Source organism: Streptomyces sp. NPDC104106, from assembly GCF_055584345.1.
The window spans coordinates 343,040-357,287 of record NZ_JBVJMF010000006.1; the positions used below are offsets into that span (position 1 = coordinate 343,040).

The window sequence follows — 14,248 nt, forward strand, 5'->3', positions numbered from 1 at the left end:
CTTACGCTCTGCTGACCTCGACGGGCAGTCGGCGTACGCCGATGATCACGGCCGGATTCTGGAAGGCGATGTCCCGGTAGGAGGGCACCACCAGGGTGCGGAATCGTTCATGCAGCATGCGCAGCGCGATCCGCGCCTCCAGCCGCGCCAGCGGTGCGCCGAAGCAGAAGTGGATTCCGTGACCGAACGTCAGATGGGGATTGGGGCGACGGGTCACATCGAGGACGTCGGGCGCCGCGAAGCGGGCCGGGTCCCGGTTGGCAGCGCCGAGGTGCACCGTGAGCAGAGTGTCGGCGGGCAGTTCATGGCCGCCGAGGACGACCGGCCGGGTGACACGCCGTCCCAGCTCGGGGAACGGGGGCAGCCAGCGCAGGACCTCCTCGACGGCGTCGGGCAGCGCGCCGGGGTCGGCGCGCAGCGCCGCGTCCACGCCGGGGTGCCGGTCGAAGGTGACCACGGCGTTGCCGAGCAGCGCGGTGGTGGTGATGTGCCCGGCGACCAGCAGCAGCGCGACGAAGCCGACCATCTCCTGGTCCCGCAGGCGCACCCCGTCCACCTCGGCGGCGATGAGCGCGCTGGTCAGGTCGTCACCGGGGTGGGCGCGGCGGTTGCGGATGTGCTCCAGCATGTAGCCGTTCATCTCGCGTACCGTGGGGGCGATCGCCTCCAGGGCCCGCTCCAGGTCGGCCATGTCGGGGGCCTCGCCGAGCTGGTCGCCGCCGAACAGGACGCTCGCCCACTCCTGGAAGAGGCGGTGTTCCCCGGCCGGGATGCCGAGCAGCTCGGCGATCACGATGATCGGCAGCGGGTAGGCGAGCATGTCGGCCAGGTCGAAGCGGTCGCGGTCCGCGACGGCGTCCAGCAGCCGTGCGCACACGGCCTCGATGCGGGGTTCGAGCGCCTGCACGAGCCGGGGTGTGAACGCCTGGCTGATGAGGGTGCGGAGCTTGCGGTGCTCGGGTGGGTCCATGCCGACGAAGTTGCCCTGCCGGAAGGTGTCGAAGTCCGGCTGGCCGGGGGTGAGGGCGCTGAGGTCGGAGGAGTACGCCGCCGGATCGGCGAGCACGGCCGCGACCGCCTCGTGGCCCACCACCTGCCACGCGCCCTGGTCCCCGTCGTGCCGCACGGGCCCGTCCTCGTGCAGGCGCCGCCAGCGCTCGGGTAAGACGTCCAACAGGAGTGGATCGCCCATCAGTTGGTTGGTGGTCACCTTGTCTCCTTGAGAGCGGCGCGCGGCCGAGCAGCGATCACTGACTCGCCCGGTGCCGGGAATCGGCAGGGGAACACGAAGGACCGGACACGACCCGGGTCAGCGTCGGCGGGACGACCGGGCGGGTACGAGGGGGCCGGACGGCTCGTCGGGTAGGCCGGCGGGCGGTGCCGGCCGGGGCGGCCGGGTGCGGGGACACCTCAACACGTGCGGTGGAAGGCACAGCGGCCCCAGGGCCTGCCACAGCCCACGCCTCTTACCGGTTCTCCCGCGGACCGGTCCGACATCTCTCCCCCTCGGCGATACCTGTTGCGCGGCCTGCGCCCGCAAACCGTCGGCCCTGTTGAACAACGTGGATCAGCCGTTCGAATCGAGGCGAAGGCATCCGCACCGCCGGCCGGTGCCGCCCCGAGGTCGGCAGGAAACGCCGCCATTCACACCTTTGTTTCGACGGAACGCCGCCACAGTCTTCATGGCGAGTCACCCGATTCGCAACCCCCCAGAAGCTGAACGGAGAGTGCCCGGTCGCTTCGTTTGCGTCACCGGCTCGTCATGCCCACAGGGCCGGTTCGGCGCGGAAGGACTCCGGCCGTTTCCCGTCCTCGCGTGTGCCCGTGCGATCCAGGGGCAAACACGCGCTCGCTGAGAAACCTGCCGCCGCGTCCCGGGCCGCCCGGCGGTCCCCGCCCCGTGCGCCACCGGGCGGCGGCGGACCACCTCGCCCTCGGCCCTGCCGGTGATCTGCGGTGACGGGGGCCGCGGGGGGGGGGGGGGGGGGGGGGGGGGGGGGGGGGGGCGCCCCCCCGCCCCCCCCCCCCCCCCCCCCCCCCCCCCCCCCCGGGGGGGCGGCGCGGGGGGGCGGCCGGGGGGGGGGGGGCGCGGGGGGGGGGCCCCCCCCCCCCCCCCCCGCGGCCGTGCCACGCCGCCCGCCGGGGCGCCGGGGCGCTCCGCCGCACGCCGGCCGCGGCGGGGCCCCGGCCCGGCGTGCCGCCGGGCGGCGCGGCGGCCGGGAGCCGTCGTCGACAGGGGGGCGGAATCAGCCATCGGGAGGCACGGGGGCGCACGCGGCGCATGCGCATGCGGCTCACGCTCCCCGCACCGGGCATGAGGCGGCCCGGAGGGGGTACGAGGCAGCGTCCCGGCGAGGCGCTCACCGTGCGCGGCGCGCCTGCGCGAGGGAGTCTGGTCCCCGGGGTGCGACGCGCGGCCGTACGAGGAGGTGTGGCGTGTCCGACGGGCCGGGGCCAGGGCCGGGACCGGCACCGGCGGCCGACGGGACGGCGGCCGCCCGGCCGGTTCTGTCGCTCGCGCTCGCCTCGACAATGGAGGAGGTGCATGCCCACTCCGGCGCGGTGTACCTGCTCCGGCACGACCAGCCGGTGCTGGAGATGGCGGTGCACGCCGGCATGCCCCGGGCGTTCGCGGCGCCGTGGGAGCGGGTCGGGCTGAGCGCGCCGATCCCGGTCGCCGACGCGGCGCGCGAACGGCGGCTGGTGTGGGTGAGCGGCGAGGAGGAGATGGCCCGGCGCTATCCGCGGATCGCGGTGGTGCTGCCGTATCCGTTCGCGCTGGCCGCGATGCCCGTGGCGACCGAGCGCCGGGTGTACGGCGCGGTGTTCGTGACCTGGCCGGGCGCGCATCCGCCGGAGCTGTCCGACGGGGAGCGGGCGGTCCTGACGGCGGCCTGCGACCGGCTGGCGCTGCGGCTGGAACGCGCGGCGGCGGAGAACCGGCCGCTCGGCCCCGAGGCCGACGTGCTGGCCGTGCCGGTGTCGGCGGTGGCGGACACGCTGGGCTCGGTCGAGGCGGCGCGGATGGTCTCCCGGCTGCCGTACGGGCTCGTGTCGATGGATCTGCACGGCCGGATCGGGTTCGTCAACGCGTCCGCAGTCGAGCTGCTCGGCCGGCCGGCCGGGGAGCTGCTCGGGACGCTGCCGTGGGTGTCGTTGCCCTGGCTGAACGACCCGGTGTACGAGGACCGTTACCGGGCTGCCCTGCTCAGCCAGGAGACGACGTCGTTCGTGGCGCTGCGCCCGCCCGGTGAGTGGCTGTCGTTCCGGATGTTCCCCAGCCGGAACGGGCTGACGGTGCGGGTCACCCGGGCGCGGGCGGTGGCGGACATGGCGCGCGCGGCGCCGCGGACCGACCCGGTGCCGGCCCGGCTGGTGACGATCTCCCAGGTGCTGAACCTCGCGGGCGCGCTGACCGAGGCGGTGGGCGTGCAGGACGTGGTACAGCTCGTGTGGGACGAGGTGACCACCGCGGTCGGCGCCCGGGCGATGGTGCTCCTCGGCGCGCAGGGCGGCCGGCTGCATGTGCTGGGGCACCGGGGGTACGACGACCCGCACATCGTGGAGCGGTTCGACGGCCTGCCGCTGACCGAGCGCACCCCGGGCACCCACGCCCTGACCAGCGGCGTGCCCGCGTTCTTCGACTCCCGAGAGCAGCTGGAGCGGCTGTACCCGAACCGGCAGGAGACCCCGGACGGCTTCGCGGCCTGGGCGTATCTGCCGCTCATCGCCTCCGGGCGCCCGGTGGGCACGTGTGTGCTGGCCTACGCCGAGCCGCATGTCTTCCCCGCCGACGAGCGCGCCGTGCTGACCTCCCTCGGCGGGCTGATCGCGCAGGCGCTGGAGCGGGCCGAGCTGTACGACGCCAAGCACCGGCTGGCGCACGGCCTCCAGCAGGCCCTCCTGCCCAGCTCGCTCGTGCCGCCGCCCGGCATCGAGGCGGCCGCCCGCTATCTGCCGGCCATGCACGGCATGGAGATCGGCGGCGACTTCTACGACCTGGTGCCGACGCTGCCGCTGGCGTCGGCGGTGATCGGGGACGTGCAGGGGCACAACGTGACGGCGGCGGGGCTGATGGGGCAGATCCGTACGGGGGTGCGGGCGTACACCACGGTCGGACAGGCGCCGCACGAGGTGATGCGCAGCACCAACCGGCTGCTGATCGACCTCGGCGCGGACCTGTTCGCCAGTTGTCTGTATCTGCGCCTTGACCCGGTGCGCGGCCGGGCCGTGATGGCGCGGGCCGGGCATCCGCCGCCGCTGCTGAGGCGGCCGGACGGTCGGGTGCGGGTGCTGGACCTGGCCGGCGGCCCCCTGCTCGGGATCGACGCGGCAGCCGTGTATCCGACGACGGAGGTGTCCCTCGCACCGGGTTCGGTGCTGGTCCTGTACACCGACGGGCTGGTGGAGTCCCCCGGCATCGACATCGAGGACGCCCTGGTGGACCTCGGCGCGCTGCTGTCGGAGTGCGGGGACCAGCCGCTGGAGCAGCTGGCGGACGAGGTCGTACGGCACAGTACGGCGGCGCGGGGGCGGGCGGACGACGTGGCGGTGCTGCTGCTGCGGGCGCGCGCGGCCGGCTGAGCGCCGAAGGACCGCCCCGCGGGCCCCGACCGCACCGGCGCCGGGACGGCGGCCGCCCTGGGCGACTGGGCGGTCACCGCCCCGACGACTGGGTGGTGACCGCCCGGGCCCCGGGCGGCGGCCGTCCCGGGACGGCAGGGTCCGGCCCTCCCGCCGGAGGGCCGGACCGTTTTCCCCGGCCGGCCGGGAACCGCTGGGGAAGCCGGACGGGGAGTGCGGGGAGGCGGGGAGCCCGGAGTGCGGGGTGCGGAGGGCTCAGTTCGAACCGGTCACGGCGGAGCCGCCGTTCGCGGAGCCGTCGTTGGCGGAACCGCTGCCCGCCGGCGCGCTGGCGCTGCCCGACTGGTCGCCGGTGCCGGCGCCGGACTGGTTACCGCTGCCGGCCTGGTTACCGCTGCCACTGCCGGACGGGGCGGTGGCCGAGGCGGACGGGGCGGCGGAGCCGCCGATCTGGTCGCCGCCGGCACCGGCCGGGTCGCTCGCCGAGGCCGAGGGCGCGGCGGAGCCGGACTGGGCACCCGCGCCGGCGCCGTTCGCGCCACCGCCGCCCAGGGTCGCGCCGGTGGCCTGCAGGGCCGCGGTGACCGGCTGGAAGAAGGTCTCGCCGCCGCTGGTGCAGTCGCCGCTGCCGCCCGAGGTGAGGCCCACCGCGCTGCCGTCCTGGGTGAACAGGGAGCCGCCGCTGTCGCCGGCCTCGGCGCAGACGTTCGTCTGGATGAGCCCGTTGACGGTGTCGGTCCCGCCCGGGACGGTCTCGCTCGCGAAGTTGACGGTGGCGTCGAGGCCGGTCACCTGGCCGTTGTGGAGGCCGGTGGTGGAGCCCATGCGGAGGACGGTCTCGCCGACGGTGGCGTCGGCGGCCTTGGTGATCTGCACGGTCTGGCCGTTGCCGGCGTTCACCTCGCTGGGCGCCTGGGTGGTCTTGTCGTTGTACTTGACGAGGGAGAAGTCGTTGCCGGGGAACTTGGCCTGGTCGACGGTGGCGATGGGCTGCCCGGTCTGGGAGTCGGACCAGTCCTTGGCCGCGACCCCGCAGTGACCGGCCGTCAGGAAGGCGGGACTGCCGTCGGACGCGGTGACGTTGAAGCCGAGGGAGCAGCGCACGCCGCCCTGCTGGGTCTGGGCGAAGATGGCGTCGCCGCCCGACACGAATGTCTTGAAGGTGCCGGCGGACTTCTTCAGGGTCGCCATCCCGGAGCCGAGGCTCCGCACGGTCGACTGCAGTCTGTTCCACTTGGCGCCGGTGACGGTGGAGTCGGCGGTGACGAGGATCTTGTTGGTGTGCGGGTCGACGGCCCAGGAGGTGCCGGGCATCGTCGCCTTGCTCTTCAGCGTGCCGGCGGCGGTCTTGAGCGCCTTGGTGCTGTTCGCCACCTCGCGGACGACCGCACCCGCGCTCTTGGCCTGGGCGATCACGTTGTTGTCGCCGTTGACCACGTTCACGACCAGCTGCTGCTTGGCGCCGTCGTAGTACGACCCGGCGAAGGCGTCGCCGAGGGCCTTCTGGAGCTGGGCGGCGAGGCCGGATGCGGCGGAGGCCTTCAGGGTACGGGCGGTGCCGAGGGTGCCCGCGGCGTTCGTGTCGCTCTTGTCCTGGGACGCCATGGCGTTGGGCAGCAGGAGAGCCGCCGCTCCGAGCGCCGCGACACCGCCCACCGCTATCGCGGCCTTGCGCTTGGGCATTCGCTTGTGACTCAAACTTCTCGACCTCCTGGGGAAACGGGGGTCTGCCGCTCACGGGCAGTTCGTTCGTATCGGGGCGCCTGGATGGCCGTAGGTACGCACCGGGCGCGCGCCGCGTTCAAACCGGTGGCGCAACGTCCGTACGTGGTGGGCGATTCGGCCACGCCGCGCGTGCCGCGTGGAAGGGCGGCGGGGCTGTCGGGGCAGGCGCTGACGGCGCCCGGCGACCGGCGCGGGTGCGACGCGATTCCGACCTGACACGGTCCGCTACCGATCAGTAACGGTCCGTTCTCGGCACTTAGCGGAATCCCAGCTTCAGGGAATCTCCACATCGAATACCCAGACGGGTCACGGCCGACAGGGGATCTGCACATTCGCGCCCCCCTGGACACGCCTTTGGCGCCGAGTGCCGGATTCGCCGCCGCACGGCAAGGGAGCGTGTGCGACGATGCCGCGCGGCTTGTGAAGGAGTCGCCGACAAGCCGTGCACGATCCTGCACGGATGAACCCGCTCCCCGGCCAAGTGCCCTGGTGAGCGCGTTGATTGATTGGAAGCCGGGCCCGCGTGCGTGCTTTGATCCATCGCACCGCAGGGTTGCTGCCGGCTCCCGGGCCATGGGAGCCGGCACCCCGCGGTCGCGGCCGTCCGTCTGTCCCCAGAGGGGGCCGCTCCCCCCTTGTGAAATATCCATCAGGAAGGGAAGTTCCATCATGAACTCCACCCCCCAGGTCGAGACCGTCGAGATCTCGGACGCCGAGCTGGACAACGTCTCCGGCGGTCTTTCCGTGAACGCCCTCAACACCGTGACGGGCGTCGTCAACGGCATCGCCCCGGTTTCCGGCCTGGTCAACAGCGTCGTCGGCACCGTCGAGGGCACCACCGGCCTGAACGTTCAGCCGGTCACCAACCTGGTCGCCGGTCTCTGATCGCACCCAGGTCTCACCGAAGTCCCGGAGCCGTTTCCCGGTTCCGGGGCTCTCGGGTGCCCGCCCGCGGGAGCCGGTCCGTGTCCCACGGCCCTTCGGCGGGTGCCCGTACCCCTGTCGTCACGCTGTCCCATGATCGGGTGAGGGAAGTCCCGTGCAGTTCCGCCAACAGGCCCTCGCCAAACTCCAGTCGCCGGACGAGCTGGACCTTCCGGTGCGCCTCGCCCGCCCCCAGGGCTGGCTCGCGCTCGGTGTCACCGTCGTCGTCATGGCGGCCGCCTCCGTCTGGGCGGTGACCGGTTCGGTCGCCTCCACGGTGAGCGCACCCGCCATCCTCACCCACGGCGAGGGCAGTTACCTGCTGCAGAGCCCGGTGTCCGGCCAGGTCACGGCGGTGCTGGCGCAGCAGGGCGAACGGCTTGCCGCGAACGCGCCGGTCCTCAAGGTCCGTACCGCGCAGGGCGACTCGGTCGTCCGCACGGTCGCCGCCGGCCGCATCAACGCGCTCGCCGCCACCATCGGCCAGATCATCCAGACCGGCGCGAACGTCGCCTCCGTAGAGAAGGTCGCCCACGCCTCCGACCCGCTGTACGCGACCGTGTACGTGCCCGCCGAGAACGCCGCCGCCATCCCCGCCCACGCCTCCGTCGACCTCACCGTCTCCTCGGTGCCGACACAGACGTACGGCGTGCTGCGCGGCGAGGTGAAGTCGGTGGACCACGAGGCGCAGTCCGCCCAGTCGATCGCCGCGTTCCTCGGTGACAGCCAGCTCGGCGAGCAGTTCACCCGCAAGGGCCGCCCGGTGGCCGTCACGGTCACCCTCGACACCTCGGCGACGAAGAGCGGCTACCGCTGGTCCACCACCGACGGACCGCCGTTCGGGCTCGACTCGATGACCCTCGCCGCCGCCTCGGTCAAGCTGGCCGACCAGCGTCCGATCGATTGGCTGCTGCCGTGAGCCCTCAGACAGGAAACAGCCAGGACACCCGCGGCCGCAGACGCGCCGCCCCGGCCAAGCGGCCGGTTCCGAAACCGCGCGGCCGCACGGTCCGTACCCCCACCGTGCTCCAGATGGAGGCCGTCGAGTGCGGCGCCGCCTCCCTCGCGATGGTGCTCGGGCACTACGGCCGGCATGTCCCGCTGGAGGAGCTGCGCATCGCCTGCGGTGTCTCCCGCGACGGCTCGCGCGCCTCCAACCTCCTGAAGGCGGCGCGCAGTTACGGCCTGACCGCCAAGGGCATGCAGATGGACCTGGCCGCGCTCGCCGGGGTCGCGGCGCCGGCCATCCTGTTCTGGGAGTTCAACCACTACGTCGTCTTCGACGGCATGGGCCGCCGCTTCGGCCGGCGCGGAGTGTACATCAACGACCCCGCCAAGGGCCGCCGGTTCGTGCCCATGGAGGAGTTCGACGGCAGCTTCACCGGTGTGGTGCTGGTGCTGGAGCCGGGCGACGGCTTCACCAGGGGCGGGCGCAAGGCGGGCGTGCTCGGCGCGATGCCGGCCCGGCTGCGCGGCACCGCCGGCACCCTGCCCGCCGCCGTCCTCGCCAGCCTTCTGCTGGTCGTGGTCGGCGCCGCCGTGCCCGCGCTCAGCCGTACCTACATCGACAAGTTCCTCATCGACGGCCAGACTTCCCTGTTGGGCGTGCTGTTCGCCTCGATGGCCACCTGCGTGCTGCTCACCCTGGTGCTGACCTGGCTGCAGCAGGCCAATCTGCTGCACGGCCGGATCATCTCCTCGACCCTGTCCAGCGCCCGCTTCCTGCGCCATCTGCTGCGGCTGCCGGTCACGTTCTTCGCCCAGCGCTCCCCCGCCGACCTGGTGCAGCGCCTGCAGTCCAACGACCAGGTCGCCGAGACCCTGGCCCGCGACCTCGCGGCGGCCGGGGTGGACGCGATCGTCGTCGTGCTGTACGCCGTGCTGCTCTACACCTACGACCCGCAGCTGACGTTCGTCGGGATCGGCGTGGCCCTGCTCAACGTGGTGGCCATGCGGCTGGTCGTCCGGCTGCGGGCGACCCGCACGGCGAAGCTGCGCGCGGACACCGCACGGCTGACGAACACGTCGTACACCGGTCTGCAGCTGATCGAGACGATGAAGGCGACAGGCGGCGAGGACGGCTACTTCCGCAAGTGGGCCGGGCAGCACGCCACCACGCTGGAGGAGCAGCAGCGGCTCGGGGTGCCGAGTGCGTGGCTCGGGGTGGTCGCGCCGGCGCTGGCCACGTTCAACAGCGCGCTGATCCTGTGGATCGGCGGCATGAAGGCCGTCGAGGGGCACATCTCGGTGGGTCTGCTGGTCGCCTTCCAGTCGCTGGTGACCCGCTTCACCGCCCCGCTGACCCGGCTCAACGGCGTGGCGGGCCGCATCCAGGACTTCGCGGCCGACGTGGCCCGGCTGAAGGACGTGGAGAACTTCCAGGCCGACCCGCTCTACGCCCGCCCCGGCGGCGGGGACGACACGCGCCGGCTGCACGGGCACGTCGAGCTGGAGAACGTCACCTTCGGCTACAGCCCGCTGGACAAGCCGCTGCTGAGCGGCTTCGACCTGACCGTGGGGCCGGGGCAGCAGGTGGCGCTGGTCGGCGGCTCCGGCAGCGGCAAGTCGACGGTGTCCCGGCTGATCTCGGGCCTGTACGCCCCGTGGGACGGGGTGATCCGCATCGACGGCCGGCGCCTGGAGGACATCCCGCGCGGGGCGCTCGCCTCCTCCGTCTCCTTCGTGGACCAGGACGTCTTCCTCTTCGAGGGCTCGGTCCGCGACAACATCGCCCTGTGGGACCCGTCGATCCCGGACGAGGCCGTGGTGGAGGCGCTGAGGGACGCGGCCCTCTACGACGTCGTCATGCGCCGGCCCGGCGGCATCCACAGCAAGGTGGAACAGGACGGCCACAACTTCTCCGGCGGGCAGCGCCAGCGCCTGGAGATCGCGCGGGCGCTGGTGCGCCGGCCGAGCATCCTCGTGCTGGACGAGGTGACCAGCGCGCTGGACGCGCAGACCGAGCTGGTCGTGATGGACAACCTGCGCCGGCGCGGCTGCGCCTGTGTGGTGATCGCGCACCGCCTGAGCACGGTCCGCGACAGCGACGAGATCGTGGTGCTCCAGCACGGCACGGTCGTCGAACGCGGGCGGCACGAGGAGCTGGTGGCACGCGGTGGCGCGTACGCGGCACTGGTCAGGGAGCGATGAGATGACGACCGTACAGGAGGGCTACGGCGGCGACCTCGTGCTCGGCGCGCTGGGGGCCATGGGCTCCCGGACGGACTGCGCCGGCCTCAACCGCGTCGACCTGGAAGGACCGCAGGTCCTGTGGCTGGTCGCGGCCGGCGCGCTGGACCTGTTCGCGGTGGACGCCGCCCAGCAGGGCCACTGGCACCACCTCGGCCGGCTGGAGGCGGGCACGCTGCTGCTCGGCCCGGTCGCCGGCCCCCAGCACACCCTGGTCGCCCGCCCGGTGCGCGACTGCGTGCTGCACCGGATCGGCCTGCGCGAGCTGTACCAGGGCGCCCACACCCAGACCTGGTCGTACGACGAGTACGGCAACCCGAGTTACGTCCCGCCCGCCACCAGCCCGCTGGAGTACGCCGTCGCGCTCGGTGTCGGCCGCGGCCTGTCCGTGCTGTTCCAGGCCCCGATGGCCGAGGACCGCGCCCAGGCGCCCACCGACGAGGACGTGTTCTGGATGCAGGTGCCGCCGGGCAGCGTGCAGTACGGCTCGCTGTACGGCGCGGAGGCCGCCGCCGATCTGCTGATGGACCCGGCGCTGTGGCAGTCCATGGTGGACCAGCAGTACCGGCTGCTGACCGCCCTGGACCGGTGGATCGAGCAGCTGGAACGCACCCACGAGACCCGTGCGGCCGCCGGCATCAAGGCCGGTGAGGAGGTCCGCGCCCAGGCCGACCGGACGCTGCTCGCCTCCATCGGCAGGCGCTCGGCCCGCCGCACGACGGCCGCCGACGCGGACGCCGGGTACGCGGCCTGCAAGCTGGTCGCCGAGGCGGCCGGCATCACGCTCGCCGAGCCCGCGCAGAGCGGCACCGAGAGCGAACGCCTCGACCCGGTGGAGCGGGTCGCCCTCGCCTCCCGCGTGCGCGCCCGGACCGTACGGCTCCAGGGGCGCTGGTGGCGGGAGAACGTGGGGCCGCTGGTCGGGCACCGGGCGCTGTCCGGCGCGCCGGTCGCGCTGCTGTGGCGGCGCGGCGGCTATGTGGCCGTCCACCCGGGCACCGGGCGCGAGACGCCGATCGAGAAGGCCAACGCGGAGGAGTTCGAGCCGAGCGCGGTGATGTTCTACCGGCCGCTGCCCGACAAGGCGCTCACCCCGCTCGGCCTGCTGCGCTTCAGCCTCCAGGGCACCCGCGGCGACCTGGTCAACCTGCTGCTCGCCGGGCTGGTGACGGTGGCGATCGGCGCGCTGGTGCCGGTCGCGACCGGCAAGGTGCTCGGCGAGTACGTGCCGAAGGCGCAGTCGGGCCTGATCGTGCAGGTGTGCCTGGCCGTGATGGTGAGCGGGGTGGTGGCGGCGGCCTTCACGCTGCTGGAGAACCTGTCCATCCTGCGTCTGGAGGGCCGGATCGAGGCAGCGCTCCAGCCGGCCGTGTGGGACCGGCTGTTGCGCCTGCCCACCCGGTTCTTCACCCAGCGCTCCACCGGTGAACTGGCCAGCGCGGCCATGGGCATCAGCACGATCCGCCGGCTGCTGGCGGGCGTCGGCCCGGTGGTCGCGCAGTCGGTGACGGTCGGCGCGATGAACCTGGGCATGCTGTTCTGGTACAGCGTGCCGATGGCCATGGCGGCGCTCGGCATGCTCGTCGTCATCGCGGCCGTGTTCCTCGGGCTCGGGCTGTGGCAGGTGCGCTGGCAGCGGCGGATCGTGGTGCTCGGCAACAAGCTGAACAACCAGGCCTTCCAGACCCTGCGCGGCCTGCCCAAGCTCCGGGTGGCGGCGGCCGAGAACTACGCGTACGCCGCCTGGGCACGGGAGTTCGCGCGCGGGCGGGAGCTGCAGCAGAAGGTCGGCCGCATCAAGAACCTCACCACGGTGCTCGGCGCGGTCTACCTGCCGATCGTCACGCTGCTGATGTTCATGCTGCTGGCGGGCCCGGCGCGGGGCGCGATGTCGGCGGCGGACTTCCTCACCTTCAACACCTCGGTGACGATGGTGCTGACCTCGGTCACCCAGCTGACCGGCGCCTTCGTCTCGGCGGTGGCCGCGCTGCCGCTGTTCGAGGAGATCAGGCCGGTCTTCGAGGCGACCCCCGAGGTGCGGACGTCGAGCACCCGGCCCGGCCCGCTGTCGGGCGCCGTCGAGGCCCGCCGGCTCTCCTTCCGGTACGCCGACGACGGCCCGCTCGTCCTCGACGACGTGTCCTTCGCCATCCGCCCGGGCGAGTTCGTCGCGGTCGTCGGCCCGAGCGGCTGCGGCAAGTCCACGCTGCTGCGGCTGCTCATCGGCTTCGACAAGCCGGTCTCCGGCAGCGTGCTGTACGACGGCCAGGACCTCGCGGCGCTGGACCAGTCGGCCGTGCGCCGCCAGTGCGGAGTGGTCCTCCAGCACGCCCAGCCCTTCACCGGCTCGATCCTGGACGTCATCTGCGGCACCGAGCCGTACACGCCGGAGGAGGCGATGGCGGCGGCCGAGATGGCGGGGCTGGCCGAGGACATCAAGCGGATGCCGATGGGCCTGCACACGATCGTCGCGGGGAACGGCGCGATCTCCGGCGGCCAGCGCCAGCGCCTGATGATCGCCCAGGCCCTGATCCGGCGCCCGCGCATCCTCTTCTTCGACGAGGCCACCAGCGCCCTGGACAACGACACCCAGCGCATCGTCATCGACAGCACCCGCAAGCTGAACGCCACCCGCGTCGTCATCGCGCACCGGCTGTCGACGGTCCTGGACGCCGACCGGGTGATCGTGATGGAGGACGGCAAGGTCGTCCAGCAGGGCAGCCCGGCCGAGCTGCTCGCCGACACCGGCGGCCGACTGCACGAGCTGGTGCGCCGGCAGCTGGCCTAGTGCCCGGGCAGGCAACGTTCGCCCCGTCGCGACGCCCGGCACGCTCCCCCGCTGCGCGGGAGGTGCCCCCACTCGCCGCACCGGCCGAAAGCCCACGTACGCCCAGTACGAGGACTTCCGGCCGGCACGCCGACAGCACGCACCGGACGCCGCTCCTCGACGGGCAAACGTTGCCTGCCGGGGCACTGGCTAGGGCGGCTCGGGCCGTTCCCCGGTCCGGTGGTGGTGGCCCGGCAGCCAGTGGTGCTCGCAGAACCAGCGGCCGAACAGGGCACCGCCGTAGATGACGAAGCCGACGCCGACCAGCCAGGACTCGACCACGAGGACGGTGCCGACGGCGCCGTAGCTGAGGGCGTTGGTGACGATCAGCGGGGTGAAGACGAGGTAGGAGAAGGCGCGCAGGCCGACCAGTCCGACGACGGTCGCGAGGGCGCCCGGAAGCAGGGAACGCCAGTGGATCTGGCCGCCCAGCAGGAAGCGCTGCCCCCACCAGAAGAAGAGCACACCGGTCACGGCGGACAGCACGACCCGCTGGCCGCCGGGCATCGTGGTCTTCGTGGCCGCCTCCTGGTAGAGGTAGCCGGTGAGCACCACCAGCCAGGTCGCCTGCCGCCACACCCGGTGCCAGGGCCCGGCGGGCAGACCCCAGATCCGCTCGTAGGCGTTCTGCACGCTGCCGCCGAAGGTCACGCCGAAGACGCCGAGCAGCACCAGACCCCAGACGCTGGTCGTGCCGATGACGTTGCGCGGAGGGCTGATGACGGCGGTGAGGGCGCGCGCGGACGGGCCGGACAGGCCCATGCCGTCGGTGAGCCACGAGGCGAAACCGCCCCGCACCAGCGGGTCGGCGGCGGCGACCACGATCAGCAGCGGCGCCAGCGTCACCAGCGCCAGCGTGGCGAAGCCCATGGCCCGGTGCATCAGTTCCAGCTCCCGGGCGTGTTCGAACAGGGCTCGCACCCGGAGCCACTCCCTAGCGCGGTGCAGGCCGCGCCGCCACCGGTTCACGGCTCCTCCCGTGCTCGCCACCGCCACGCT

At 73.2% G+C, this 14,248-nt stretch carries 8 protein-coding genes; 5 read left to right on the top strand and 3 right to left on the bottom strand.

Annotated features, from left to right (window positions below; translation table 11 throughout):
- Position 1 precedes the first annotated feature (1 nt).
- Complete coding sequence (locus ACZ60X_RS17255) at positions 2-1,192, bottom strand: cytochrome P450 (protein ID WP_469599238.1); 1,191 nt, start codon at positions 1,190-1,192, stop codon at positions 2-4.
- Positions 1,193-2,436: 1,244 nt separating this feature from the next.
- On the opposite strand from ACZ60X_RS17255, the gene ACZ60X_RS17260 reads away from it, so the two are divergent.
- Positions 2,437-4,584 carry a SpoIIE family protein phosphatase gene (locus ACZ60X_RS17260; RefSeq protein ID WP_469598995.1) on the top strand — a complete coding sequence of 716 codons (2,148 nt, stop codon included), beginning with the start codon at positions 2,437-2,439 and terminating at the stop codon, positions 4,582-4,584.
- Between the two features lie 255 nt (positions 4,585-4,839).
- Here the strand turns inward: ACZ60X_RS17260 and ACZ60X_RS17265 are convergent, their stop codons facing one another.
- On the bottom strand, positions 4,840-6,267 hold the full coding sequence (locus ACZ60X_RS17265; RefSeq protein WP_469599240.1) for a S1 family peptidase: 1,428 nt from the start codon (positions 6,265-6,267) through the stop codon (positions 4,840-4,842).
- 711 nt (positions 6,268-6,978) lie between these two features.
- Here ACZ60X_RS17265 and ACZ60X_RS17270 point away from each other — a divergent pair.
- The 4 genes from ACZ60X_RS17270 to ACZ60X_RS17285 all read left to right on the top strand — a co-directional run bounded on the left by ACZ60X_RS17270 (position 6,979) and on the right by ACZ60X_RS17285 (position 13,210).
- A complete protein-coding gene (locus ACZ60X_RS17270; RefSeq protein WP_469598997.1) occupies positions 6,979-7,194 on the top strand; it encodes a type A2 lantipeptide in 216 nt (71 codons plus the stop codon).
- A gap of 154 nt (positions 7,195-7,348) precedes the next feature.
- Complete coding sequence (locus ACZ60X_RS17275) at positions 7,349-8,152, top strand: hypothetical protein (protein ID WP_469598999.1); 804 nt, start codon at positions 7,349-7,351, stop codon at positions 8,150-8,152.
- On the top strand, positions 8,137-10,383 hold the full coding sequence (locus ACZ60X_RS17280) for an NHLP family bacteriocin export ABC transporter peptidase/permease/ATPase subunit (protein ID WP_469599001.1): 2,247 nt from the start codon (positions 8,137-8,139) through the stop codon (positions 10,381-10,383). The genes ACZ60X_RS17275 and ACZ60X_RS17280 overlap by 16 nt, the downstream gene beginning before the upstream one ends.
- A gap of 1 nt (position 10,384) precedes the next feature.
- Entirely contained in the window at positions 10,385-13,210 is a 2,826-nt protein-coding gene (locus tag ACZ60X_RS17285; RefSeq protein ID WP_469599003.1) for an NHLP bacteriocin export ABC transporter permease/ATPase subunit, read from the top strand.
- A 189-nt stretch (positions 13,211-13,399) separates the two neighbouring features.
- Here the strand turns inward: ACZ60X_RS17285 and ACZ60X_RS17290 are convergent, their stop codons facing one another.
- Positions 13,400-14,218, bottom strand: a complete 819-nt coding sequence (locus tag ACZ60X_RS17290) for a ribonuclease BN (RefSeq protein ID WP_469599243.1) — start codon at positions 14,216-14,218, stop codon at positions 13,400-13,402.
- Between the last annotated feature and the right edge of the window lie 30 nt (positions 14,219-14,248).

Bases quoted from the DNA above. Each gene is read 5' to 3' on its own strand.
- ACZ60X_RS17265 (WP_469599240.1), bottom strand. From the start codon at position 6,267: ATGCCCAAGCGCAAGGCCGCGATAGCGGTGGGCGGTGTCGCGGCGCTC.
- ACZ60X_RS17285 (WP_469599003.1), top strand. From the start codon at position 10,385: ATGACGACCGTACAGGAGGGCTACGGCGGCGACCTCGTGCTCGGCGCG.
- ACZ60X_RS17270 (WP_469598997.1), top strand. From the start codon at position 6,979: ATGAACTCCACCCCCCAGGTCGAGACCGTCGAGATCTCGGACGCCGAG.
- ACZ60X_RS17255 (WP_469599238.1), bottom strand. From the start codon at position 1,192: ATGGGCGATCCACTCCTGTTGGACGTCTTACCCGAGCGCTGGCGGCGC.